This is a genomic window from Massilia varians (assembly GCF_027923905.1).
Classification (GTDB): Bacteria; Pseudomonadota; Gammaproteobacteria; order Burkholderiales; family Burkholderiaceae_D; genus Telluria; species Telluria varians_B.
Genome location: NZ_AP026966.1, coordinates 1,338,958 through 1,362,874, shown reverse-complemented (window position 1 = coordinate 1,362,874; position 23,917 = coordinate 1,338,958). Strand labels below are relative to the sequence as shown.

Annotated in this window: 20 protein-coding genes and 1 other RNA gene; 4 read left to right on the top strand and 17 right to left on the bottom strand. The window is 66.6% G+C overall.

Annotated elements, in window-relative coordinates; translation table 11 throughout:
- Positions 1-5 precede the first annotated feature (5 nt).
- The 12 genes from MasN3_RS06335 to mraZ are packed head-to-tail and all read right to left on the bottom strand — an operon-like array spanning position 6 to position 13,719.
- Positions 6-980, bottom strand: coding sequence for a D-alanine--D-alanine ligase (locus MasN3_RS06335; protein WP_281913085.1), 975 nt, complete (start codon positions 978-980; stop codon positions 6-8).
- A gap of 16 nt (positions 981-996) precedes the next feature.
- Positions 997-2,385 (bottom strand): UDP-N-acetylmuramate--L-alanine ligase, encoded by a 1,389-nt coding sequence (gene murC, locus MasN3_RS06330; protein WP_281913084.1) that lies wholly within the window; start codon positions 2,383-2,385, stop codon positions 997-999.
- A complete protein-coding gene (gene murG / locus MasN3_RS06325) occupies positions 2,382-3,470 on the bottom strand; it encodes an undecaprenyldiphospho-muramoylpentapeptide beta-N-acetylglucosaminyltransferase (RefSeq protein WP_281913083.1) in 1,089 nt (362 codons plus the stop codon). Before murG ends, murC begins: the two co-directional genes overlap by 4 nt.
- Complete coding sequence (ftsW, locus tag MasN3_RS06320; protein ID WP_281913082.1) at positions 3,467-4,684, bottom strand: putative lipid II flippase FtsW; 1,218 nt, start codon at positions 4,682-4,684, stop codon at positions 3,467-3,469. Before ftsW ends, murG begins: the two co-directional genes overlap by 4 nt.
- Positions 4,684-6,183 carry a UDP-N-acetylmuramoyl-L-alanine--D-glutamate ligase gene (gene murD, locus MasN3_RS06315; RefSeq protein ID WP_281913081.1) on the bottom strand — a complete coding sequence of 500 codons (1,500 nt, stop codon included), beginning with the start codon at positions 6,181-6,183 and terminating at the stop codon, positions 4,684-4,686. The genes ftsW and murD overlap by 1 nt, the downstream gene beginning before the upstream one ends.
- Positions 6,184-6,197: 14 nt before the next feature.
- Complete coding sequence (gene mraY / locus MasN3_RS06310) at positions 6,198-7,367, bottom strand: phospho-N-acetylmuramoyl-pentapeptide-transferase (protein WP_281913080.1); 1,170 nt, start codon at positions 7,365-7,367, stop codon at positions 6,198-6,200.
- A 1-nt stretch (position 7,368) separates the two neighbouring features.
- The gene (locus MasN3_RS06305) at positions 7,369-8,736 is read right to left on the bottom strand and encodes a UDP-N-acetylmuramoyl-tripeptide--D-alanyl-D-alanine ligase (protein ID WP_281913079.1); all 1,368 of its coding nucleotides are present in this window, start codon (positions 8,734-8,736) and stop codon (positions 7,369-7,371) included.
- The gene (locus MasN3_RS06300; RefSeq protein WP_281914442.1) at positions 8,736-10,268 is read right to left on the bottom strand and encodes a UDP-N-acetylmuramoyl-L-alanyl-D-glutamate--2,6-diaminopimelate ligase; all 1,533 of its coding nucleotides are present in this window, start codon (positions 10,266-10,268) and stop codon (positions 8,736-8,738) included. The genes MasN3_RS06305 and MasN3_RS06300 overlap by 1 nt, the downstream gene beginning before the upstream one ends.
- On the bottom strand, positions 10,268-12,043 hold the full coding sequence (locus MasN3_RS06295) for a peptidoglycan D,D-transpeptidase FtsI family protein (RefSeq protein ID WP_281913078.1): 1,776 nt from the start codon (positions 12,041-12,043) through the stop codon (positions 10,268-10,270). Before MasN3_RS06295 ends, MasN3_RS06300 begins: the two co-directional genes overlap by 1 nt.
- On the bottom strand, positions 12,040-12,312 hold the full coding sequence (gene ftsL, locus MasN3_RS06290) for a cell division protein FtsL (protein ID WP_281913076.1): 273 nt from the start codon (positions 12,310-12,312) through the stop codon (positions 12,040-12,042). The genes MasN3_RS06295 and ftsL overlap by 4 nt, the downstream gene beginning before the upstream one ends.
- Positions 12,309-13,304: a 16S rRNA (cytosine(1402)-N(4))-methyltransferase RsmH gene (gene rsmH, locus MasN3_RS06285; protein ID WP_370662346.1), complete on the bottom strand. Its 996-nt coding sequence runs from the start codon at positions 13,302-13,304 to the stop codon at positions 12,309-12,311. Before rsmH ends, ftsL begins: the two co-directional genes overlap by 4 nt.
- Positions 13,291-13,719 carry a division/cell wall cluster transcriptional repressor MraZ gene (gene mraZ, locus MasN3_RS06280; RefSeq protein WP_027867878.1) on the bottom strand — a complete coding sequence of 143 codons (429 nt, stop codon included), beginning with the start codon at positions 13,717-13,719 and terminating at the stop codon, positions 13,291-13,293. Before mraZ ends, rsmH begins: the two co-directional genes overlap by 14 nt.
- Positions 13,720-14,188: 469 nt before the next feature.
- On the opposite strand from mraZ, the gene MasN3_RS06275 reads away from it, so the two are divergent.
- Entirely contained in the window at positions 14,189-15,139 is a 951-nt protein-coding gene (locus tag MasN3_RS06275; protein ID WP_281913072.1) for an AAA family ATPase, read from the top strand.
- Here MasN3_RS06275 and MasN3_RS06270 read toward each other — a convergent pair.
- Together MasN3_RS06270 and MasN3_RS06265 are read right to left on the bottom strand one after the other, a co-directional pair.
- Positions 15,136-15,375 (bottom strand): hypothetical protein, encoded by a 240-nt coding sequence (locus MasN3_RS06270; protein WP_281913071.1) that lies wholly within the window; start codon positions 15,373-15,375, stop codon positions 15,136-15,138. The two genes, MasN3_RS06275 and MasN3_RS06270, sit on opposite strands and share 4 nt — an antisense overlap.
- Positions 15,376-15,451: 76 nt before the next feature.
- A complete protein-coding gene (locus tag MasN3_RS06265) occupies positions 15,452-16,126 on the bottom strand; it encodes a DUF6622 family protein (RefSeq protein WP_307730402.1) in 675 nt (224 codons plus the stop codon).
- Between the two features lie 136 nt (positions 16,127-16,262).
- On the opposite strand from MasN3_RS06265, the gene MasN3_RS06260 reads away from it, so the two are divergent.
- Positions 16,263-18,476: a hypothetical protein gene (locus MasN3_RS06260; RefSeq protein ID WP_281913069.1), complete on the top strand. Its 2,214-nt coding sequence runs from the start codon at positions 16,263-16,265 to the stop codon at positions 18,474-18,476.
- A gap of 10 nt (positions 18,477-18,486) precedes the next feature.
- On the opposite strand, the gene glpK is transcribed toward MasN3_RS06260, so the two are convergent.
- Positions 18,487-19,974: a glycerol kinase GlpK gene (glpK, locus tag MasN3_RS06255; protein ID WP_281913067.1), complete on the bottom strand. Its 1,488-nt coding sequence runs from the start codon at positions 19,972-19,974 to the stop codon at positions 18,487-18,489.
- A 39-nt stretch (positions 19,975-20,013) separates the two neighbouring features.
- Positions 20,014-20,352: RNase P RNA component class A (gene rnpB / locus MasN3_RS06250), an RNA gene on the bottom strand.
- Positions 20,353-20,500: 148 nt separating this feature from the next.
- Between rnpB and MasN3_RS06245 the strand changes: the two genes are divergently transcribed.
- A complete protein-coding gene (locus MasN3_RS06245) occupies positions 20,501-22,204 on the top strand; it encodes a thiamine pyrophosphate-binding protein (RefSeq protein ID WP_281913066.1) in 1,704 nt (567 codons plus the stop codon).
- 129 nt (positions 22,205-22,333) lie between these two features.
- Here the strand turns inward: MasN3_RS06245 and MasN3_RS06240 are convergent, their stop codons facing one another.
- Entirely contained in the window at positions 22,334-22,756 is a 423-nt protein-coding gene (locus MasN3_RS06240; RefSeq protein WP_281913065.1) for a hypothetical protein, read from the bottom strand.
- Between the two features lie 24 nt (positions 22,757-22,780).
- Between MasN3_RS06240 and ftsY the strand changes: the two genes are divergently transcribed.
- Positions 22,781-23,911, top strand: coding sequence for a signal recognition particle-docking protein FtsY (gene ftsY / locus MasN3_RS06235; protein ID WP_281913064.1), 1,131 nt, complete (start codon positions 22,781-22,783; stop codon positions 23,909-23,911).
- The last annotated feature ends 6 nt before the right edge of the window (positions 23,912-23,917 follow it).

Here is a 23,917-nt window from a genome sequence, read left to right as displayed (position 1 = left end):
GCTTCTTATTCCTTTGCCTGCTTCGGCATCTTCAGGCGCGCGGACGCCAGGATTTCCAGGCACAGGTCCTCGTAGCCGATGCCCACCGCGCGTGCGGCCATCGGCACCAGCGAGTGCGAGGTCATGCCCGGCGAGGTATTCACTTCCAACAGGAAGGGACGCATGTCTTCCTTGCGCACCAGCACGTCGATCCGGCCCCAGCCCTCGCAGCCGAGCGCGCGGTAGGCGTTCACGGCGTGGCGCTGGATCTCTTCGGTCAGGGCCGCATCCAGCTGCGCCGGGCAGTGGTATCGGGTGTCGTCGGTGAAGTACTTGTTCTGGTAGTCGTAGTTGCCTTCCGGGGCCACGATCTCGACGATCGGCAGGGCGCGCGCGCTCTTGCCGGTGCCCAGCACGGCCACGGTGAACTCGCGGCCGGTGACGAATTCCTCGGCCAGCACCACCGGATCGAAGCCCATCGCCAGCTCGACCGCGGCCTTCAGCTCGTCGGCCTTGTTCACCTTGGTGATGCCGATGGTCGAGCCTTCGAGCGGCGGCTTGACGATCATCGGCAGGCCGAGCGCGACCAGGACTTCGTCGAGGTCGGTGGACGGATCGATCGCCATGTAGTCCGGCGTCGGGATCTCGTCCATCTTCCAGATCTTCTTGGTGGTGATCTTGTCCATGCCGACGCTCGATGCCATCACGCCGCTGCCGGTGTAGGGGATGCCGAGCTGCTCGAGCGCGCCCTGCAGGCTGCCGTCCTCGCCGTAGCGGCCGTGCAGCGCGATGAAGACGCGGTCGAATTTCTGCTCCGCCAGCTCGGCCAGACTCTGGGTGCCCGGATCGAAGGGGTGGGCATCGACGCCGCGCGATGTCAGGGCGTTCAGGACGCCGGTGCCCGACATGATCGAGACCTCGCGCTCGGTGGAGCGGCCGCCGAACAGCACGCCGACCTTGCCGAAGGCTGCCGGGTCGATGATGGGAGTGGTTGCGTTCACGGTCGCATTCACGATGTTATGCCTTTGCAGTGGTCAGTTGATGCGGGACGCCGCTGATCGAGCCGGCGCCCATGGTGAGGACGACGTCGCCGTCGCGCGCCACGTTCAGGATGGCGGCGGGCATGTCGGCGATCGCCTCCACGAAAATCGGTTCCAGCTTGCCGCCGGTGCGCAGCGCGCGCGCCAGGGCGCGGCCGTCGGCGGCCACGATCGGCGCTTCGCCAGCGGCGTAGACGTCGGCCAGCAGCAGCACGTCCGGGGTCGCCAGCACTTTCACGAAGTCCTCGAACAGGTCGCGCGTGCGGCTGTAGCGGTGCGGCTGGAAGGCCAGCACCAGGCGCCGGCCCGGATAGGCGGCGCGCGCCGCGGCCAGGGTCACCTCGGTCTCGACCGGATGGTGGCCGAAGTCGTCCACCAGGGTGAAGCTGCCGCCGCCGGGCAGGCTGACCTCGCCATAGCGGGTGAAGCGGCGGCCGACGCCGCTGAAATTCTGCAGCCCCAGGTTGGTCGAGGCGTCGTCGATGCCGATCTCGCGTGCGATCGCGACCGCCGAGCAGGCGTTGAGCACGTTGTGCATGCCGGGCTGGTTCAGCACGAATTTCGTATCCGGGTAGCCCTGCTGGCGCACCGTGAAGTGCATCTGCACGCCCTCGGCGTGGGCATCGAGGGCGCGCACTTCGGCATCTTCCGAGAAGCCGTAGGTGGTCACCGGCTTGGTCACCTGCGGCAGGATGGCGCGCACGTGCGGGTCGTCGATGCACATCATCACGCGGCCGTAGAACGGCAGGCGGTGGGTGAAGTTCACGAACGCGGCCTTCAGCTTCTCGAAGTCGTGCTCGTAGGTCTCCATGTGGTCGGCGTCGATGTTGGTGATCACCTCGATCATCGGCGTCAGGTTCAGGAAGGAGGCGTCCGACTCGTCGGCCTCGGCCACGATGTAGTCGCCCGAACCGAGCTTGGCGTTGGCGCCGGCCGCGGTCAGGCGCCCGCCGATGACAAAAGTAGGGTCCAGGCCGCCTTCGGCCAGCACCGAGGCCACCAGGCTGGTGGTGGTGGTCTTGCCATGGGTGCCGGCAATCGCGATGCCGCGCTTCAGGCGCATCAGTTCGCCGAGCATGATCGCGCGCGGCACCACCGGCACCTTGGCGGCGCGCGCCGCCACCACTTCGGGATTGGTGTCAATGACGGCGGTCGAGGTCACGACCACGTTGGCGCCCGCCACGTGCTCGCTCGAATGGCCGGTGTACACGCGGGCGCCCAGTTCGGCCAGGCGCTGGCTGGCGGCATTGCTCGCCAGGTCGGAGCCCGACACGTTGTAGCCGAGGTTGAGCAGCACTTCGGCGATGCCGCTCATGCCGCTGCCGCCGATGCCGACGAAATGGATGTTCTTGATCTTGTGCTTCATGCGCCTGCCAATCTTTCCAGTTCTTGTGCGATTGCCTCATTGGCGTCGCGCTTGCCCACTTTGTGCGCCGCCTGCGCCATTGCCAGGCAGTCGGCGCGCGTTGTCGTTTGCAGCAGGCTTGCCAGCCGCTGCGGATTCAGTTCGCCCTGCGGCAGGTGCACCGCCGCCTTCTGTTCGTGCATCCAGATCGCGTTGTCGCGCTGGTGGCTGGTGGTGCTCGCGACAAACGGCACCAGCACGCTGGCCACGCCGGCGGCCGTCAGTTCCGACACGGTGATCGCGCCGGCGCGGCAGATCACCAGGTCGGCGTTCGCGTAGCTCCCTGCCATGTCGTCGATGAAGTCGACCACGTTGGCTTGCACGCCGGCGGCCGCGTAGGCGGCGCGCAGCGCGTCGATGTTCTTCTTGCCCGACTGGTGGGTCACGATCGGGCGCGTTGCCGGGTCGATTCTCTCCAGCGCGGCCGGCACGCTGTCGTTCAGCACCTTCGCGCCCAGGCTGCCGCCCACCACCAGCACGCGCAGCGGGCCGCTGCGGCCGGCGAAACGCTGGGCGGGCAGCGGCAGGTCGAGGATCTGCGGGCGCACCGGATTGCCGGTGACCACCGCCTTGCCGGCCGCCGCGCCGAAATCGGCCGGGAAGCCGAACAGCACCCGGCTGGCAATCGGGGCCAGCGTCTTGTTCGACAGCAGGAGCGCCGCATCGGCATTCACCAGGGCCAGCGGAATGTTGCGCGTCTTCGCCATCATCCCGCCCGGCACCGTGACGTAGCCGCCCATGCCCAGCACCACATGGGGTTTGCGTTGGCCAAGGTAGCGGCGGCAGGCGGCGAAGGCGCCCAGCATCTTGAAGGCGCCCTTGATGGTGTGGCCCAGGCCCTTGCCGCGCATGCCGGCGAAGTCGATGCTGTCCATCGGGATGCCGGCCTTCGGCACCAGCTCGGTTTCCATGCCATGGGCGGTGCCCAGCCACGACACTTCCCAGCCGCGCGCGCGCATGGTCTGCGCGATCGCGATGCCGGGGAAGATGTGGCCGCCGGTGCCGGCGGCCATGATCATCAGGCGTTTCTTCATTTGCGTACTCATGTGCGCCCTCCCCGCATGCGCACGCGGTTCTCGTAGTCGACCCGCAGGAGGATGGCCAGGCCGATGCAGTTGAACATCACGCCCGAGCCGCCAAAGCTCATCAAGGGCAGGGTCAGGCCCTTGGTCGGCAGCAGGCCGAGGTTGACGCCCATGTTGATGAAGGTCTGGGCGCCGATCCAGATCCCGACACCCTTGGCGACCAGGCCGGCGAAGATCTGGTCGAGGGCGATGGCCTGGCGGCCGATGTCGAAGGCGCGCTTGACCAGCCAGTAGAACATCGCGATCACGGTCAGCACGCCGACCAGGCCGAGTTCTTCGCCGATCACGGCCATGATGAAGTCGGTGTGCGCTTCCGGCAGGTAGAACAGCTTCTCGACGCTGCTACCCAGGCCGACGCCGAAGAACTCGCCGCGCCCGAAGGCGATCAAGGAGTGCGTCAGCTGGTAGGCCTTGTCCAGCGCATGGCCGTCGGCCCACGGGTCGAGGTAGGCGAACATGCGGGCGCGGCGGAACGGCGACAGCGCGATGATCGCGCTGAAAATCAGGACCAGCAGCGCGCCGATGCCGCCGAACCAGACGATGTTGATCCCGCCCAGGAACAGGATGCCCATCGCGATGCAGACGATCACGCCGAAGGCGCCCAGGTCCGGCTCCATCAGCAGCAGGCCGCCCACCAGGCCGATCGCGACCATCATCGGCAGGAAGCCCTTGGTCAGCTTGTGCATGTATTCCTGCTTGCGCACCGTGAAGTCGGCCGCGTACAGCACCACCGCGATCTTCATGATCTCGGACGGCTGCAGCTGCATGACCTTCAGCGGCAACCAGCGGCGCGCGCCGTTGACGGACACGCCGATGCCCGGGATCAGCACGATCACCAGCAGGAACAGGGTTCCGATGAACATCATCGGCGCCCACTTCTGCCACACCGCCACCGGCACCTGGAACACCACGGCCGCGGCGACCATCGAGACGATGATGTACATCATCTGGCGGTACAGGAAATATTCGTTCTTGTCGTTCAGGTAGGCGAACTTGGGCGAATCCGGCAGCGCGATCGAGGCCGAATACACCATCACCAGGCCGAACATCATGAGCAGCACGGTGACCCAGACCAGCGGCTGGTCGTAGTCCATCATCTTCGACGGGCGGCTGCGCGCCTCGATGGCCGCGTCGCTGCTCGATCCGGAGAACTTGAAAGGAATCTGGAAAGCCATCAGATCTCCTGCCCCTTCTCCAGCGCGATCTCGCGCACGGCGTCGACGAAGACCTGGGCGCGGTGCGCGTAGTTGGTGAACATGTCGAGGCTGGCGCAGGCCGGCGACAGCAGCACGCTATCGCCCGGGCGCGCCAGGCCGGCGGCGCGGCGCACCGCTTCCGGCAGGCCGGGCAGATCGAAGACCGGCACGCCGGTCGGCTCGATCGCCGCGCGCACGCTCGGGGCATCGCGGCCGATCAGGAGCACGGCGCGCACATAACGCGAGCTTGGGCCGGCGAGAGGAGCGAAATCCTGGCCCTTGCCGTCGCCGCCGGCGATCAGGACGATCTGCTGGTCGTCGCCGGCGAAGGCCTTGCCCAGGCCTTCCAGCGCGGCGACGGTGGCGCCCACGTTGGTGCCCTTGCTGTCGTCGTAGAAATCGACGCCGTCGATATGCGCGACCAGTTCCACGCGGTGCGGTTCGCCCGCATATTCGCGCAGGCCGTGCAGCAGCGGGGCCAGCGGCAGGCCGCAGGCGCGGCACAGGGCCAGCGCGGCCAGCGCGTTCGCGGCATTGTGCAGGCCGCGGATCTTGAGCGCGTCGGCCGGCATCAGGCGGTTCACGCTCACTTCCAGCGGCGGGGCAACTTCGCCCTTCTTCAGCTTTCTCGGCGGTTCGTCGTCGAGCGCGACGGCATTGGCGAGCCACAGCACGCCGCGTTCGTTGACCAGGCCGAAGCTGTTCGGATCCGACGGTTCGTCGGTACCGAAGGTCGTGGCCGGCGTGTCGACCGCCTGCATGCGCATCACGATGGCGTCGTTGCGGTTCAGCACGCGCACGGTATCGGCGCCGAAAATGCGCGCCTTGTCCGCGGCATAGGCGTCCATGCTGCCATGCCAGTCGAGGTGGTCCTGGGTCAGGTTCAGCACCGTGGCCGCATCGGCCTGCAGGCTGAAGGTGGTATGCAGCTGGAAGCTCGACAGCTCGAGCACCCAGGCCTGCGGCAGGTCGTCACCGTCCAGGCATTCGCGCAGCACGTCGAGCGCCGCCGGGCTGATGTTGCCGGCCACGCGGGTCGACAGGCCGGCGCGGCGGCACAGCAGGCCGGTCAGGCTGGTCACCGTGGTCTTGCCGTTGGTGCCGGTGATGGCGATGACTTTCGGGGTGTACGCACGCGCTAATCGCAGGTGTGCGAGCGCCTGCGCGAACAGTTCGATCTCGCCCCACAGCGGGATGCCGCGGGCACGCGCGGCCGGCGCCAGCTGCGCGAGTTCGCGCTGCGGCGCCAGGCCCGGGCTGACGGCCACGAAGTCCATGCCGCCCAGCAGGGTCTCGCCGAATTCTCCGGCGACGAATTCCGCGTTCGGCACCGCCTGGCGCAGGGCGAACAGGCGCTGCGGCTCGGTGCGCGTGTCGGCCACGCGCACGCGCGCGCCGCAACGTGCCAGCCATTGCGCCATCGCCAGCCCGGATTCACCCAGGCCCAGCACCAGTGCGGATTTGCCTTCGTAGTTCATTCTTTAGCGTAGCTTCAGCGCAGTTTTAAGGTGGACAGGCCGACCAGGACCAGCATCATCGTCACGATCCAGAAGCGGACCACGACCTTGGTCTCCTTCCAACCCTTTTGTTCGAAATGGTGGTGCAGCGGCGCCATCAGGAACACGCGGCGGCCGGCGCCGTAGCGCTTCTTGGTGTACTTGAACCAGGTGACCTGGATGATCACCGACAGGGTTTCGGCCACGAACACGCCGCCCATGATGAACAGCACGATTTCCTGGCGCACGATGACGGCGATGGTGCCGAGCGCGCCGCCCAGCGCCAGCGCGCCGACGTCGCCCATGAACATCTGCGCCGGATGCGCGTTATACCAGAGGAAGGCCAGGCCCGCGCCCGCCATCGCACCGCAGAAGATCAGGAGTTCGCCGGCGCCCGGGATATAGGGGATGAACAGGTATTTCGCATAGGTCACGCTGCCGGTGAGGTAGGCGAACAGGCCCAGCGCGGCGCCGACCATCACGGTCGGCATGATCGCCAGGCCGTCCAGGCCGTCGGTGAAATTGACCGCGTTCGAGGAACCCACGATGACGCAGTAGGTCAGCGCGATGAAGCCCCACACGCCCAGCGGGTAGCTGATCGACTTGAAGAACGGGACGATCAGGTCGGCCTTGGGCGGCAGGGTCATCGAGAAGCCCGACTGCACCCAGGCATAGAACAGCTGCAGCACTTCCCACGGGTTGGCGGCCGAGACCGAGAACGCCAGGTACAGGGCCGAGGCGATGCCGATCAGCGACATCCAGAAGTATTTTTCGCCCGAACGCATGCCTTCCGGGTCCTTGTAGACCACCTTGCGGTAGTCGTCGACCCAGCCGACGGCGCCGAAGCCCATGGTCACGACCAGCACCGGCCAGATCAGGCGGTTCGACAGGTCGCACCACAGCAGGGTCGAGATGCCGATCGAGATCAGCACCAGCACGCCGCCCATGGTCGGGGTGCCGTGCTTGGCCAGGTGGGTCTGCGGGCCATAGGTGCGCACCGCCTGGCCGACCTTCATGGCGGTCAGCTTGCGGATCACGGCCGGTCCGCAGACCAGGCCGATGGCGATCGCGGTGATGGTCGCGAAGACCGCGCGGAACGTGATGTAGTTGAACACGCGCAGCGGACCGATGTAGTCCTGAAAATATTGGGCTAGCCAGAGAAGCATGTCAGTGGGCGTCCTTACTCATAGTTGATCCGGTCAGGTGCTGGACCGCGCGCTCCATCTTCATGAAGCGCGAGCCCTTCACCAGCACAGTCGCTTTCCTATTGCCGCCCAGTGTTGAATCCAGTGCTGCCAATAATTCGTCGAACTGCTCGTAATGCCGTGCTCCCGACGCCGTCATGTGACGGGCCAGTTCGCCAGTGGCGAGCACGTGTTCGATGCCACGCGCCTGAGCGTAAGCACCGACTTCTTCGTGAAACTCCTTACCCTGCGTGCCGACTTCACCCATGTCGCCCACCACCAGGATGCGCGGGGCGTCATACGCCGCCAGCACGTCGATCGCGGCGCGCATCGAGTCCGGGTTGGCGTTGTAGGTGTCGTCGATGACGGTCGCGCCACTAGCGGCCTGCTTGCGCTGCAGGCGGCCGCCGACCGGAGCGAAGCCTTCCAGGCCGCGCACGATGGCCTCGACCGGGATGCCCGCCGCCAGCGTGCTGGCGATCGCGGCCAGCGCATTGCGCACGTTGTGCTCGCCCGCGGCGGCCAGGTTCAGCGCGAACTGCCGGCCGCGCGCCTCGACCTGCAGGGCGTTGCCGAAACCGGTCGAGGTGTAGCTCGCGCGCACGTCGCATGCCTCGCTCAGGCCGAAAGTCAACACCGGGCACGGTGCCAGGCCGCGCCACAGTTCGGTGTACGCATCGTCGCCCGGGAACACCGCGACGCCGTCGCTCGGCAGCGCCTGCAGCACCGAGCCGTTCTCGCGCGCCACCGCTTCCACGGTGTGCATGAATTCCTGGTGCTCGCGCTGGGCGTTGTTCACCATCGCCACGGTAGGCGCGGCGATGGCGGCCAGGCGCGCGATCTCGCCCGGATGGTTCATGCCCATCTCGATCACGGCCGCCCGATGCCCCGCTCCCAGGCGGAACAGGGTCAGCGGCACGCCGATCTCGTTGTTCAGGTTGCCCTGGGTCGCCAGGCGCGCGTCCTCGCCGACGGCGGCGGCCAGGATAGCCGCGATCATTTCCTTGACCGTGGTCTTGCCGTTCGAGCCGGTCACGCCGATCACCGGAATGGCATGCTGCGCGCGCCAGGAATGGGCGATGCGGCCCAGGGCCGCCAGGGTATCCGGCACCACGATCGCCGGCAGGGTCCAGCCTTCCGGCAGCGCATGCACGACCACCGCAGCCACGCCGCGCTCGCCGACCTGGCCGAGGAAGCGGTGCGCATCGAAGGTCTCGCCCTTGAGGGCGACGAACAGCGCGCCGGCGGGCGCCGTGCGGCTGTCGGTGGACACGCCCTCGAAGGCGGCGTCACCGCCCACGAGACGTGCGCCCGGGATCGCGGCCACCAGTTGTGCAAGCGTGCCGCGCATCAGTGGGGCCTCATCATGGTGAGCCGCGCGGTCAATGCCAGCGCGGCGTGGTCGGCATCGGAGAAGGGGAACTTCTTGCCCTTGATTTCCTGGTAGGGCTCATGGCCCTTCCCTGCTAGCAGGATCACGTCCTGCTTGCCGGCGTTCTTCACGGCCAGCAGGATCGCGGTGGCGCGGTCTTCCACGGCCTGGAAGGAATTGTCATCGCGCTTCTCGATGCCGGCGACGACCTGGGCGATGATGCTGGCCGGCTCCTCGCTGCGCGGGTTGTCGCTGGTGACCAGAATATGGTCGGCGGCCTGCGCCACGGCGCCCATCTGCGGGCGCTTGCCCGGGTCGCGGTCGCCGCCGCAGCCGAACACGCACCACAGTTCGCCGCCGCGCTCCTCGGCCACCTGGCGCAGGGCTTGCAGCGTCTTTTCCAGCGCGTCCGGGGTATGGGCGTAGTCGATCACGACCATCGGCGCATCCTGGCCGCCGATCTGCTGCATGCGGCCCGGGGCCGGCGCCAGGGCTTCGATGGCGTCCACCGCGCATTTGAGCGGCACGCCCTTGGCCAGCAGCGCGCCCAGCACCGCCAGCGCATTGCTGACGTTGAAGTGGCCGACCAGCCGGGTCTTCACTGCGGAATTGCCGGCCGGGCTGTCGACCGTGAAGTCGGTGCCCGCGTGGCGGCTGCGGATGTTGGAGGCGCGCAGGATGCCGACGCCTTCGATGGCGGGTTGCTCGGCCTCGCTCCTAAGCGTGTAGCCGGTCACTGGCAGCGCCGCGAAGTGCTCACGCAGGTGCGCCACCAGGCGCAGGCCGGCCGGGTCGTCCAGGTTGACGACCGCGTTCTTCAAGCCGTTCCACTCGAACAGCTTGCGCTTGGCGGTCTCGTAGTCTTCCATCGTGCCGTGGAAGTCGAGGTGGTCGCGGGTCAGGTTGGTGAAGACGGCGACGTCGAAATGCATGCCGGCGGCGCGCTCCTGCACCAGGCCGATGGACGAGATTTCGATCGCCAGCGCGCCGACTTCCTGGTCGCGCAGCTCGGCCAGGGTCTGGGCCAGCAGCACGGCGTCCGGCGTGGTGTAGCCGGTGGCGTCGAATTGCGGTTCCGCGCCCTTCTTCACGACGCCAACGCCCAGGGTGCCGACCACGGCGGCGGTCTCGCCCAGGCGCGCCAGCGCCTGCCCCAGCCACACGGCGCACGAGGTCTTGCCGTTGGTGCCGGTGACGCCGACCGTGAACATGGCGGCGTCCGGATGCCGCAGCACGCCGTGGGCGATCGGGCCCAGCTGCTTCTTCAGCCCGGCCACGCCGAGCTGCGGGACGGCGTGCGCTGCATCCCAGCTGTAGCCTTCTTCTTCGTAGACGACGGCGGCCGCGCCGGCGGCAAGCGCCGCGGCGATGTAGCTGCGTCCGTCCGATGCTTCGCCCGGATAGGCGAAGAACACGTCTCCCTGCGCCACGCGGCGGGAGTCGGAAACGAGTCGGCCGCCTGGAGCAGCGGCGCGAATCCACTGGCAGATGTCGTTCAGGCTCATCGCCATCACAAATCCTCCTCTACCGGTTCGTCCGGAATGATGATGTCGGTGATCGATGAGTCGGGCGGCACGTTCGCCGCCCGCAAGGCATTCGAGGCCAGGTCCGCGGCGGTCGGCGCCGCGACGCTGCCCCCGGTTCTCAGGGCCCCGCGCGGGTTGTCGATCATGACCGCGATGACGAAGCGCGGCTTGGACATCGGCGCGATGCCGACGAAGTAGCCGATGTTGTCGGTCTTCGAGTAGCGGCCGTTGACGATCTTCTCGGCGGTGCCGGTCTTGCCGCCCACGCGGTAGCCGGCCACCCGGGCCCGCGTCGCGGTGCCGCCCGGCTCGACGACGGATTCCAGCATGGTGCGCACCTTGGCCGCGGTCTCGGGCGTGATCACCTGCTGGCCGACCGGCTCTTCGGTGACTTTCAGGAAGGACAGCGGGATGATGTCGCCGTCGCGCGCGAACACCATGTAGGAACGCGCCAGCTGCAGCAGCGACACCGACAGGCCGTGGCCGAAGGACATGTTGGCGTATTCGATCGGCTTCCAGGACTTCCATGGACGCACGCGGCCGGCGACGGCGCCCGGGAAGCCGAAGCGCGGCGCCTGGCCGTAGCCGAGCTTGGTGTACAGCTCCCACATGTCCTTCGGCTCGAGCAGCTGGGCGATCTTGACGGTGCCGACGTTCGAGGACTTCTGGATGATGCCGCTGACCGTCAGGGCGTCCTTCGGGTGCATGTCGCGGATCGGGCGGCCGCCCACGACGATGCGCCCGCCCGAGGTATCGAACACGGTGTCGGGCGTGATCTTCTTCTTTTCCAGGCCCAGCGCCACCGTCACCGGCTTGAGGGTCGAACCCGGCTCGAAGGTGTCGGTGATGACGCGGTTGCGCAGCTGGGCGCCGGTCAGGCCGGAGCGGTCGTTCGGGTTGTAGGTCGGGTAGTTGGCCATGGCCAGCACTTCGCCGGTGTGCACGTCGAGCACCACGGCGCCGCCGGCCTGGGCGTTGAACTTCTCGACCGCGTTCTTCACGCTGGTGAAGGCGATGTACTGCAGCTTGCTGTCGACCGACAGGGTCAGGTCCTTGCCATGGTGCGGCTCGCGGAACATGCCCAGGTCTTCGGCGATGTGGCCGAGGCGGTCGCGGATGACGCGGCGGCTGCCCGGCACGCCCATCAAGGCCTTCTGGTGGAACAGTTCCATGCCTTCCTGGCCGCGGTCCTCGACGTTGGTGAAGCCCACCATGTGGGTCATCACTTCGCCCTGCGGGTAATAGCGCTTGTATTCCTTGCGGGTGTCGATGCCGTCGATCTTGAGCTTCTCGATCTGCTCGACCTTGTCCATCTCGACCTGGCGCTTAAGGTAGACATAGCTGCGCTTCGGATCGAGCTTGGCGCGCACGTCGGCGAGCGGCATGTCGAGCAGGCGCGCCAGTTCGGCCAGCTTGTCGGCGGGCGCGTTCAGCACTTCCTTCGGGAAGGCGGCCACGCCCTTCACCGGCAGCGAGGAGGCCAGCACCTGGCCGTTGCGGTCCATGATCTTGCCGCGCGCGGCCGGCAGCTCGACCAGGCGCTCGTAGCGGCTCTTGCCCTGCTTTTGCAGGAACTGGGTGGACACGCCCTGCAGCCAGAGCGCGCGCACGGCCAGCGCGGCGAAGGCCGCGAACAGCACGAACAGCACCAGGCGCGAGCGCCAGTTGGGCACGTTCACCGCCAGGACCGGGCTCTTCGAGAAGGCCACACCCTTGGAAGCGGCCACCCGCGACGTATTGCGACGTTCGGTGCGGCTCATTTCGCCCCTTCCGTCAGGTACTGGGTACGGGCCGGGGTGAGCGGCGACATGTTCAGGCTGCTGCGCGCGATCTGCTCGATGCGCTCGTTCTTGCCGAGCGTGGACTGGTCGAGCTGGAGCTGGGCCCAGTCGATCTCGAGCTGGCGCGAATGCTGGTTCAGGCGTTCGAGTTCGATCAGGAGGTGGCGCGACTGGTAGCGCGCGTTCACCACCGACAGCGCGCAGCCGACCACGGCCGCCGTCAGCACGATGTTCAGCTTGACGCTCATGCAGCGCCTTCCCGACGATTGCCCAGGCGCTCGGCCACGCGCAATACCGCCGAGCGGGCGCGCGGGTTGGCCTCGACCTCGAGGTCGGACGGCTTGGTCTTGGTGATCAGTTTCATCAAGGGCTGCGGCAGGTCGACGGCGCGGATCGGCAGCCGGCGATCCGGCTGCTCCACCTTGGCCTTGGACGCGAGGAACTGCTTGACCATGCGGTCTTCCAGCGAGTGGAAGCTGATCACGGACATGCGCGCCCCCGGCGCCAGCACCGCATAGGCGGCGCTCAGACCTGCTTCGAGGTCTTCAAGCTCTTTATTGATGAAAATCCGGACAGCCTGAAAGGTCCGGGTTGCCGGATCTTTGCCCTTTTCGCGAGTCTTGACCGCGTTTGCCACGATTGCGGCAAGCTCTCGTGTGGTCGAAATTGGCTCGATTGCGCGGCGAGCAACAATCGCCTTTGCAATCTGGAAAGCAAACCGTTCTTCTCCATAATCCCGAATAACCTTTTCCAGTTGTTGTTCCGTCGCGGTGGCCAGCCATTCGGCCGCCGACATCCCGCGCGTGGTATCCATGCGCATGTCGAGCGGTCCATCCTGGCGGAAACTGAATCCGCGGGAGGCGTCGTCCACCTGGGGCGACGAAATACCAAGGTCCAGCAAGATGCCGTCCACCTGGCTGATGCCGCGCGCGGCAAGCGCGTCGATCATCGTGGCAAAACTGTCGTGCACGATCGTGAAACGGGGGTCCTGCACTTGCTCCGCGGTGGCAATCGCCTGCGGATCCTTGTCGAAGGCGACCAGGCGGCCCTGCGGGCCCAGTCGGGACAGGATCAGCCGGCTATGCCCCCCACGGCCGAAGGTGCCATCTATATAAGTACCGTTGATGCGCTCGCCGGTCAGGTCGAGCGCATCGACTGCTTCATCCAGCAGCACCGTGCGATGCTGAAAAGCTCCAGGCACCGTGTTTGTTTCCGTCATCGGTACCTCAGAAGGAGAAATTGGAAAGGACATCGGGCATGCCGCCGGCAACAGCTTCGGCTTCGCTTTCGGCAAGCTTGGCGGCATCCCAGATTTCGAAATGGGTGCCCATGCCCAACATCATGACTTCTTTCTCCAAACCCACCGCGGCGCGCAGCTCGGGCGAAATCAGTACCCGGCCTGCACTGTCCAACTCGACATCGCACGCGTTACCAAGGAAAATGCGCTGCCATGCCCGGGCCGACATCGGCCAGGCCGCGATCTGCTCGCGATGCTGCTCCCACACCGGGCGCGGGAAGAACAGCAGGCAGCCGTGCGGATGCTTCGTCAACGTCATCCGGCCCTCGCACTGGACCGCAAGGGCGTCACGATGCTTTGCCGGAATCGACATCCTTCCTTTAGCATCGAGATTGATCGCTGACGCGCCCTGGAACACGTATTTACCTAGCTTGGAGAATTATCAATTTAGAATTTTTTGGCCGCTCGGGGTTCTGAAAATCCCCCACAAATCGACACTTTTTCACACTGTTTCCCACTTTATTGGAATCAATGTTGGTGGTCAAGCGAATTCACGCTTGGCAAATCCTAATTTGTCTAATGAAACCAAGGACTTAGGCGCATCCATTGCGGTAGCGCCAAGCTAAAATGTCTCCTAAATCAGTCACTTAGGAAACAACATGAAGGTTGGACCTCAGTTGTCATGACAAGCTTTCCGTTTGACTAATCTCATGTCTTGACGTTTTATTTTTCTGTGGAAACAAAATTGCCGCACAGAATTGATGGTGGAAGATTGGCGGTGCTCGGCTGGAAGCGTTAGGATCGGGACATGGCGAAGACCCATCCGGCGACGGCCCGCTCGGCTGGATGGCAGAGCCTGGGTGAGCGGGTCAAGCTGGAGAAATACCGTGAGCATTACACTTGCCCGTACCTGCGCGGTCTACGACCTGATCGAAGTCCAGGAAGCGCTCGACCGCAGCCGCGGCCGCTCCCCGGAACTCGACGCCTTCTACGAGCGCATGCTGGAAACCGGGGCCGAGCGCTTCGTCACCAAACCCTCATCGATCGATGCCCTCGATCCCCTGTTCGAGGAATGCCCCAACTTCGAGGAAGTCCTGGACGACCTGGCGCGTTACCTGGCCCTGGCGCATGCGGGCGACCGCGGCGTCAATGTCATGCCGATCCTGCTGCTGGGCGGTCCCGGCGTGGGCAAGACCCACTTCGCCCGGCGCCTGGCCCGGGTCATGCAGACCGAGTGCGAGCTGATCAGCATGAATGCGCTGTCGGCCGGCTTCGTCATCACCGGCAGTTCGGCCAGCTGGCGCGGCGCCAAGTGCGGCAAGGTGGCCGAGCGCCTGGTGCGCGGGCAGTACGCCAACCCGGTGATCGTGCTGGACGAAGTGGAAAAGGCGAGCGGCTCCTCGCAATCCGATCCGCTCGCCGCCCTGTACCAGCTGCTGGAACCGGAAACGGCCAGCAGCTTCCGCGACGAATTCATCGACGTCGAGATCGACGCTTCGCGGATCTTCTGGGTGCTGACCGCCAACTCGGTCGAAGGCATCCCCCACCCGCTGCTCAACCGCATGGCGGTCTATGAAGTGCCGACCCCGACGCCCGAGCAGGCAGCCGGCATCGCCCAGCGCATGTACGCCGGGCTGCTGGACGAGCTGAACCTGGCGGCCTTCGATCCGCGCTTGGGCGACGTGGTGCTGGACCGGCTGGTGAACGTCTCGCCGCGCGACCTGCGCAAGACCCTGCTCGATGGCCTGGGCCATGCGGTGGCGGCCGGACGCGAACGCGTCAGCGTGGAGGATATCCGGATCAAGCCGACACCGGGCAAGGGGCGGATCGGGTTCTAGGATCCCGGCGGCTCCCCCTTTTTCGCACAGATATAGACCAGCAGCGCGCCGAGGATGGCGACGTAGGCCAGGAAGATGCCGGTGCCGTAAGGCAGGACCATGACCGATCCCACGATCAGGAGCATGATGAAACCCAGCAGGACCAGCCAACCCTGCCAGGTCAGCGGCGCCCCCCATCCCCATCCGTGTCCGCGCGGCTTGGCCGCGAACCAGTAGCCAGGCTTAGTCTTCTTCATCCCCGTCCATCGTTCGTTTGCATGCGGCAGATCATGCCATTTGCCGCATGCTCGTAAACTCCCGGAATCTCACGCTTCAGCCCAGATGCGCCTTGAGCACCGGCATATGGCGGGCCGAGACGATATCGCGCGCCAGCTGGCCCAGGAAGTAGCCGTTGCACAGGCCGAGGAGGCCGCATGCCGTGGCCGCGAAGAGCGCCTGCCCGACCATCTCCGGCCGGATCGCCAGCACGATCGCCAGCACGTACTTGATCGAAAATACGGCCAGCATCAGGGCCAGCGGCGTCCAGCTGCCGCGCAGGCGCACCCTCCCCGCGCCGGCGCCCGCAATGACGCCGCTATGGCCGAACGCCAGGCGCTGCAGCGTCAGGACAGCCGCACCGAGCAGCCATGCCGGCATGGCCACGCTCCCCATGCCGAACTGGGTGGCGATGGCGTGCAGCGCCAGCACCAGCATCAGCACCGGAACGATCGCCATCCGGATGAGCGCGATGTCGCGCTCGCGCGCGGCCAGCATGCCGCGATACACCAGGAAGGCGAGGATCGCCCAGACATACAGGGGGGTCTTGATGAGGATCTGCTGCAGCATGATGGGCTTTCGGGTGGTGGTCGATGCACGCCACCTTATCAAGGCCGGTAGTGCGCCGGCGGGTTTGCGACGACATGGCCGGCCGGCGGCGCGAGATGCGCGGGAGCGGCGCGAAATGCGGCGAAGGCGCGGCGCGAAGGCGCGGCGCTCTTTGGTATACATCTCCGGCTAATTTCTTAGCGAAACATTTTCGGCTAGACTGCCAGGCTTCGTACAATGACCCAGGCCTCCCGGCCAAGCTCGACATGGCAGTTGTTTCTCCCCTTATCGCTTCCACCGTCCACACCCGCATGGGAACATGCCGCGCCTGCGAGGTCCGTTCATGAACGCCCCGCTGGATCGCCCCCTGCTGGATCTCGCCTCGCCGATCGTCGAGGACCAGCCGCGTCATCCATGGCGCTTCTTTTCCGCCGGCGGTTTCACCCAGGTCCGCCTCGACACGGGCGCCGACCTCGTCAACCTCAAACAGCTCGACCAGAAGTTGTGGGTCGCCCTTTCCTGTCCGGTCCAGGGCCTGGAATTCGACCGCCGCACCCTGGCGCTGATGGACACCGACAACGACGGCCACATCCGGGCTCCGGAACTGATCGCCGCCATCGACTGGGCGGCGGCGCGGCTGGCCTCCCCCGATGTCCTGGCGCAGGGCGGCCCGCTGCCGCTGGCCGCCCTCGACATCGACAGCGAAGCGGGCGCGCGGCTCCTGACCTCGGCGCGCCACGTGCTGGACAGCCTGGGCAAAGGCGGCAGCGACACCATCAGCGTCGAGGATGTCAGCGACAGCGACCGCATCTTCTCCGGCATGGCCTTCAACGGCGACGGCGTCATCACCGCCACGGCCTGCGACGAGGCGCTGGGGCCAGTCTTCGCCGCCATCGTGGAGACCCTGGGCAGCGTGCCGGATCGCAGCGGCGCGGCAGGCATCGACCAGGCGCTCGCCGACCGTTTCTTTAGCGAAGCCGAAGCCTGGCTCGCCTGGCAGTCCCGCCCCCACGAAGACGCCGCCCTGCTCCCCCTCGGCGCCGACACCGAGTCCGCCTTTGCCGCCCTGGCCGCGATCCAGGTCAAGGCCGACGATTACTTCACCCGCTGCCGCCTGGCCGAGTTCGACCCGCGGGCCGCGGAATTGATGAACGGCGCACCGGAAGAGATCCGCGCCGTCGGCGCCAGGAGCCTGACGGCGAACGACGCCGTCCTGGCGGCCCTGCCGATCGCCTACGTCCAGGCCGGCGGCGCGCTGCCGCTGGCCTCCGGCATCAATCCGGCCTGGACGGCGGCAGTGGCGGCCCTGCGCGACAAGGTGGTCCGCCCCCTGCTGGGAGACCGGGACAGCCTGAGCGCCGGCGAGTGGGAGAGCCTGAAGGAGCGCTTCGCCGCCTACCAGGCCTGGCAGGCGGCCCGTCCGGAAACGCCGCTGGCCGGCCTGGAAACCGCCCGTCTGCAAGCCTTCCTCGCACCCGGCATCCGCGCCGCCATCGACCAACTCCTGGCGCGCGACCTGGCCCTGGCCCCGGAAGCGGAGGTCATCGCCGAGGTGGAACGCCTGGTGCGCTATGTGCGCGACCTGGAACAGCTGGCGAATAACTTCGTCTCCTTCCGCAACTTCTATAGCAGCGAGGACAAAGCCATGTTCCAGGCCGGCACCCTGTTCCTGGACGGCCGCAGCTGCGAGCTGTGCATCAAGGTGCTGGACCCGGCCCGCCACGGCGTCCTGGCCACGCTGTCCGGGGTCTACCTGGCGTATTGCGACTGTGTGCGCGCCGGCCAGAAGATGACGATCGCCGCCGCGTTCACCGCCGGCGATTCGGACCAGCTCATGGTCGGCCGCAACGGCATCTTCTATGACCGCGAGGGCAAGGACTGGGATGCCACCATTACCAAGATCGTGGACCATCCGATCAGCATCCGCCAGGCTTTCTGGGCGCCCTACCGCAAGGCCACCCGCCTGATCAGCGAGCAGATGGAGAAATTCGCCGCCACCCGGGCCAAGGGCGTGGACGACATGACGTCCAAGCTGGTCACCGAGGCCGGCAGCAAGGTCGAAGCCGGCGCCCGGCCGCCGCCCACGACGTTCGACGCGGCGCGCTTCGCCGGCATCTTCGCGGCCCTCGGGCTCGCGATCGGCGCCATCGGCACCGCCCTGGCCTCGGTGGTCACGGGCTTCCTGGGCCTCAAGGGCTGGCAGATGCCGCTCGCGATGGCGGGCCTGTTCCTGGCGATTTCGGGTCCTTCCGTGGCGATGGCCTTCTTCAAGCTGCGCAACCGCAACCTGGGTCCCATCCTGGACGCCAACGGCTGGGCGGTGAACGCCCGCGCCCGCATCAACATCCCCTTCGGCACGGCGCTGACCCGCATGGCCAGGCTGCCGAAAGGGGCGGAGCGCAGCCTGCGAGACCCCTACGTCGCACGGCGGGCATCCTGGAAGCTCTACCTGGTGCTCGGGATGCTGGTCGCGGCTGCGCTGACCTGGCTTGGCTTGCATACCGATCTGGGCGCCGGCTTCACGCTGTTCTGAACCAAGGCAGCTAGTCGTTGGCCCAGCCCTTCGCATGCTCCACCGCCCTGCCCCAGCGCGCCATCAGTTCGGCGCGCCGGCCGGGGTCCATCGCCGGCTCGAAACGCCGCTCGACCTGCCACTGGCGCGCGATCTCGTCGCTACCTTCCCAGTAGCCGACCGCCAGCCCGGCCAGGTAGGCCGCGCCCAGCGCCGTGGTTTCGAGCACGCGCGGGCGCAGCACCGGGATGCCGAGCAGGTCGGCCTGGAACTGCATCAGGAGGTCGTTGCCGGCGGCGCCGCCGTCGGCGCGCAATTCGAGGACGGCGCAGGCTGCGTCTTTCTGCATCGCGGCGAGCAGTTCCGCGCTCTGGTAGGCGATCGCCTCGACCGCGGCGCGGGCGATGTGGGCGGCGCTCGTACCGCGCGTCATGCCGACGATGGTGCCGCGCGCGTACTGGTCCCAGTGCGGGGCGCCCAGGCCCGTGAAGGCCGGGACCAGCATCACGCCGCCGCTGTCCGGCACGCTCAGGGCCAGCGCTTCGACCTCACGGGACTCCTTGATGATGCCGAGGCCGTCGCGCAGCCACTGCACGGTGGCGCCGCCCATGAAGACGCTGCCTTCCAGCAGATAATCGGTCCTGCCTTCGATGGTCCAGCCGACGGTGGACAGCAGGCGATGGTGCGACTCGGGGGCCGTGGTGCCGGCATGCATCAGCATGAAACAGCCGGTGCCATAGGTATTCTTGACCAGGCCCGGGCGGTGGCAGGCCTGGCCGAAGGTGGCGGCCTGCTGGTCGCCGGCGATGCCGGCAATCGGCAGCGCGGCGCCGAAGTGCTCCTCGGCTGCCAGGCCCACGGCTTCCGAGCTGGCCACGAGGTCCGGCAAGACACCGGCCGGGATGTCGAACAGGGCCAGCAGCTCCTCGTCCCAGCGCAGGGTATGGATATTGAAAAGCATGGTGCGCGCGGCGTTGCTGGCGTCGGTGACGTGGCGCCCGCACAGGCGGTATACCAGCCAGCTGTCGACCGTGCCGAAGGCCAGTTCGCCGCGTTCGGCGCGGGCCCTGGCGCCCGGCACGTGTTCGAGCAGCCATTGCAGCTTGGTGGCGGAAAAATAGGCGTCGACTTCGAGACCGGTGCGCCGCCGGATGTCCTCCGCCCTGCCTTGCTGGCGCAGGCGGTCGCACATGGCGGCGGTGCGGCGGTCCTGCCAGACGATGGCGCGGGCGACCGGTTCGCCGGTGGCGCGGTCCCATAAGACCGTGGTTTCGCGCTGGTTGGCGATGCCGATGGCGGCGACCTGGGTCGCGTCGATGCCGGCCTGGCGCAGGGCCGCGCGCGCGCAGGCGAGCTGGCTGTGCCAGATGTCGAGGGCGTCGTGCTCGACCCAACCGGGTTCCGGGAAATGCTGGGGATATTCGTGCTGGCAGCGCGCTACGGCCAAGCCGGCGCGGTCGAAGACGATGGCGCGCGAGCTGGTGGTGCCCTGGTCGAGCGCCAGGATGTATTTCTGCATCGGCATCTCCCGGGGGCACCTCGGCAGGGCGCTGAATTCATGTAAAGCAGGCCGATAGGCCGGATTCTGTGTAGTGGTCTCCCTTGCGGGACGCCCCTATGACAGCCATTCCTCTAGGCGCTGGATTACTCCAGCGCTCAAGCTTCCTACCCGCACGCTCCGCGAGCAACATCAACGCGTGCCTATTTGGAATTGCTCCAGGTGGAGGTTACCGCGTTTCACCGTAACTTAATACGCTCGTCTCTGTGGCCCTATTCCTCGCCTTATACCTTGCGGCTTTCAGCGGACGGCCGTTAACCGTCACCCTGCTCTGTGGAGTCCGGACCTTCCTCCCGCCATCACCCGAAAGTGACGGCCAGCGGCTGTCTGGCCTGCTTCACGGGGGCATTGTAACCGATTGGGCCGGCACAACCTATCGCCAGCTAGCCACGTTTTCTGAAATTTCGTGTCGCCATTTCAAAATCCTTCCCCACCTCATCCACATAGAATGCTTGGATAGCAAAACCATCAAGGACGAGACCCAACCATGACCCATCCTTCCCGTACCGGCGGCCAGATCCTGGTCGATGCGCTCCATACCCACGGCGTGGACACCGCCTTCGGCGTGCCCGGCGAAAGCTACCTCGACGTGCTGGACGCGCTGCACGATTCGGACATCCGCTTCGTGATCAACCGGCAGGAAGGCGGCGCGGCGTTCATGGCCGAGGCCTACGGCAAGATGACCGGTAAACCAGGCATCTGCTTCGTCACCCGCGGCCCCGGCGCCACCAACGCCTCGATCGGCGTGCACACCGCCTACCAGGATTCCACGCCGATGATCCTGTTCATCGGCCAGGTCGGCAGCGACTTCATCGACCGCGAAGCCTTCCAGGAAATCGACTACCGCCGCATGTTCGGCCAGATGGCCAAGTGGGTCACCCAGATCGACCGCGCCGACCGCATCCCCGAATACATCGCGCGCGCCTTCCAGGTCGCCACCAGCGGCCGCCCCGGTCCGGTGGTGCTGGCGCTGCCGGAAGACATGCTGGTCGCGAAAGCGGAAGTGCCTGATGCCCGCCGCTACCAGCCGGTGCAGGCGGCGCCCTCCTCGGCGCAGATCGCACAGCTGCGTTCCATGCTGGCGCAAGCGCAGCGCCCGATCGTCCTGCTCGGCGGCGGCTCGTGGAGCGAGCAGGCCTGCGCCGACCTGGCCCGCTTCGCCGAAGCCAACCGCCTGCCGGTGGGCTGCACCTTCCGCTTCCAGGACCTGATGGACAACGCCCACCCGAATTACGTGGGCGACGTCGGCATCGGCATCAACCCGAAGCTGGCGGCGCGCGTGAAGGAAGCCGACCTGGTCATCGCCATCGGCCCGCGCCTGGGCGAGATGACCACCAGCGGCTACTCGCTCCTGTCGTCGCCGGTGCCGCGCCAGCGCCTGGTCCATATCCATGCGGACCCGGAAGAACTGGGCAGCGTCTACCAGGCCGACCTGATGATCGCCAGCGGCGCTCCGCAGGTGTGCGCGATGCTGGCGGCGATGGCGCCGGTGGATTCCTCGGCCTGGGCCGGCAGCGTCGAAGCGGCGAAAGCCGACCTGGCCGCCTGGCAGGCGCAGCCGCCGATCTTCCGCGACGGCGCTGCGCCGCTCGACCTGTGGCAGGTGGTGCAGGAACTCATGAAACAGGCGCCGCGCGACACCATCATCACCAACGGCGCCGGCAACTACGCGACCTGGGCGCACCGCTTCTACCGCTACGGCGCCAAGCGCACCCAGTTGGCGCCGACCAATGGCGCGATGGGCTACGCGGTGCCGGCCGGCGTGGCGGCCAAGATCATCGATCCGCAGCGCACCGTGGTGACCTTCGCCGGCGACGGTGAATTCATGATGACGGGCCAGGAACTGGCCACCGCGGTGCAGTACGGCGCCGGCGTGATCATCCTGGTGTTCAACAACGGCATGTTCGGCACCATCCGCATGCACCAGGAGCGCGACTACCCGGGCCGCGTGTCGGGCACTGGGCTGCACAATCCGGATTTCGCCGCATTGGCGCGCGCCTATGGCGGCCACGGCGAAGTGGTCGAGAAGACCGAGGAATTCGCGCCCGCCCTGCAGCGCGCGCTGGCGCATGCGAACGAACGCAAGCTGCCGGCGGTGATCGAGCTGCGCTACGACGGCAATTTGATCACGCCGAATGCGACGCTCGAGACGATTCGCAAGACGGCGGAAGCAGCCAAGGCAGGCCGCTGATTTCGTAGGGGTGATCTGGTCCGGTGGACCAGATCACGGCTATGCCGTCCGCGCGTTCAACCAGCAGCAGAACAGACGTAGCGTATGTTCATAAGGTATTTGAACGCGCGGTCGGCCAAGCCGACCACCCTACTGCCCCAGGCCCAGCTCGGCCGGCAGCGGAATCGGCTTGTCGAAGATACTGACCGGCTCACCCGACGGGTTGGTCAGGAACAATGCGACGAGGGCGATGAACGCCCACACGATGATGTTGCGCATGTTCGCAGCGCTGCCATCCGTGGCGTTGTCTCCATAGATGAGGCGCTTCAGGAAATTGCTAATTTTCACGGTGTGCCCCGCTGTATTTTGTGGTTTTCTCTCTCTGTTCAATTTAACGCAAGTCGCGGTCGTTTTCCAGAAGCGCACTGTTGAGTAACCTGTCGGTTTCAGCAATAACACAACAAAGAGTTCCTTCCACGCATCTTCTAGCGTCGATACCGGGCATTCAGGGAAGCGTCTTGCTGCTCTGGTAAAATATTCGCTACTTTTTTCATCGCCGGCGCCAGCCGGCATCGTGCGCAGGAATCGCCCCCATTTATGTTTAGTTTCTTCAAGAGAAAGAAGCCTGAAACCGAGGTCTCGGCGCCGGACCAGGCCGCGCCCGCAGCGGCGCCGATGTTCGTGCCGGGTGCGCTGGATGCACCGCTCAGCCCGCCGTCGGCCGCCCCAGTCGTCGTGCCGGTTGCCGCACCGGCCGCCCCGCCCGCCGCAGCCGATGTCGGCGAACTGTTCCCGGAAACCGCGGAACGTCCGACCAGCGCTGCGGAACAGAAAACATCCTGGATGGCGCGCCTGAAAGCCGGCCTGTCCAAGACCTCGAGCAACCTGTCGCTGCTGTTCGTCGGTGCGCGCATCGACGAAGACCTGTACGAGGAACTCGAAGCGGCGCTTCTGATGTCGGATGCCGGCATGGACGCCACCGAGCACCTGCTGGGCGCCCTGCGCCGCAAGGTCAAGGAAGACAAGCTGCTCGACGCCGCCCAGGTCAAGGCCGCGCTCAAGGAGCTCATGATCGAGCTCCTGATGCCGCTGCAAAAGCCCCTCGAGCTGGGCCGCCACGAACCGCTGGTGATGATGATCGCGGGCGTGAACGGCGCCGGCAAGACCACCACCATCGGCAAGCTGGCCAAGCACATGCAGCGCTTCGACCAGTCGGTGCTGCTGGCCGCGGGCGACACCTTCCGCGCCGCGGCGCGCGAACAGCTGATGGTCTGGGGCCAGCGCAACAACGTCACCGTGATCTCGCAGGCCTCGGGCGACCCGGCCGCCGTCGCGTTCGATGCGGTACAGTCGGGCAAGGCGCGCGGCACCGATGTCGTGATGGTCGATACCGCCGGCCGCCTGCCGACCCAGCTGCACCTGATGGAAGAACTCAAGAAGATCAAGCGCGTGATCGGCAAGGGCATGGATGGCGCCCCGCACGAGACCCTGCTGGTCATCGACGGCAACACCGGCCAGAACGCCCTGGCCCAGGTGAAGGCCTTCGACGACGCGCTGCAGCTGACCGGCCTGGTGATCACCAAGCTGGATGGCACCGCCAAGGGCGGCGTGCTGGCCGCGATCGCGCGGACCCGCCCGGTGCCGGTGTACTTCATCGGCGTGGGCGAGAAGCTGGACGACCTGCAGCCGTTCAATGCCGAAGAATTCGTCGAAGCCCTGCTGGGTTGAAGGAAC

Excerpts from the sequence above, each read along its gene's own strand:
- murC (WP_281913084.1), bottom strand. The coding sequence starts at position 2,385 with ATGAAGCACAAGATCAAGAACATCCATTTCGTCGGCATCGGCGGCAGC.
- murG (WP_281913083.1), bottom strand. The coding sequence starts at position 3,470 with ATGAGTACGCAAATGAAGAAACGCCTGATGATCATGGCCGCCGGCACC.
- ftsW (WP_281913082.1), bottom strand. The coding sequence starts at position 4,684 with ATGGCTTTCCAGATTCCTTTCAAGTTCTCCGGATCGAGCAGCGACGCG.
- murD (WP_281913081.1), bottom strand. The coding sequence starts at position 6,183 with ATGAACTACGAAGGCAAATCCGCACTGGTGCTGGGCCTGGGTGAATCC.
- mraY (WP_281913080.1), bottom strand. The coding sequence starts at position 7,367 with ATGCTTCTCTGGCTAGCCCAATATTTTCAGGACTACATCGGTCCGCTG.
- MasN3_RS06305 (WP_281913079.1), bottom strand. The coding sequence starts at position 8,736 with ATGCGCGGCACGCTTGCACAACTGGTGGCCGCGATCCCGGGCGCACGT.
- MasN3_RS06300 (WP_281914442.1), bottom strand. The coding sequence starts at position 10,268 with ATGGCGATGAGCCTGAACGACATCTGCCAGTGGATTCGCGCCGCTGCT.
- MasN3_RS06295 (WP_281913078.1), bottom strand. The coding sequence starts at position 12,043 with ATGAGCCGCACCGAACGTCGCAATACGTCGCGGGTGGCCGCTTCCAAG.
- ftsL (WP_281913076.1), bottom strand. The coding sequence starts at position 12,312 with ATGAGCGTCAAGCTGAACATCGTGCTGACGGCGGCCGTGGTCGGCTGC.
- MasN3_RS06270 (WP_281913071.1), bottom strand. The coding sequence starts at position 15,375 with ATGAAGAAGACTAAGCCTGGCTACTGGTTCGCGGCCAAGCCGCGCGGA.
- MasN3_RS06265 (WP_307730402.1), bottom strand. The coding sequence starts at position 16,126 with ATGTATACCAAAGAGCGCCGCGCCTTCGCGCCGCGCCTTCGCCGCATT.
- MasN3_RS06260 (WP_281913069.1), top strand. The coding sequence starts at position 16,263 with ATGCCGCGCCTGCGAGGTCCGTTCATGAACGCCCCGCTGGATCGCCCC.
- glpK (WP_281913067.1), bottom strand. The coding sequence starts at position 19,974 with ATGCAGAAATACATCCTGGCGCTCGACCAGGGCACCACCAGCTCGCGC.
- MasN3_RS06245 (WP_281913066.1), top strand. The coding sequence starts at position 20,501 with ATGACCCATCCTTCCCGTACCGGCGGCCAGATCCTGGTCGATGCGCTC.
- MasN3_RS06240 (WP_281913065.1), bottom strand. The coding sequence starts at position 22,756 with ATGCCGGCTGGCGCCGGCGATGAAAAAAGTAGCGAATATTTTACCAGA.
- ftsY (WP_281913064.1), top strand. The coding sequence starts at position 22,781 with ATGTTTAGTTTCTTCAAGAGAAAGAAGCCTGAAACCGAGGTCTCGGCG.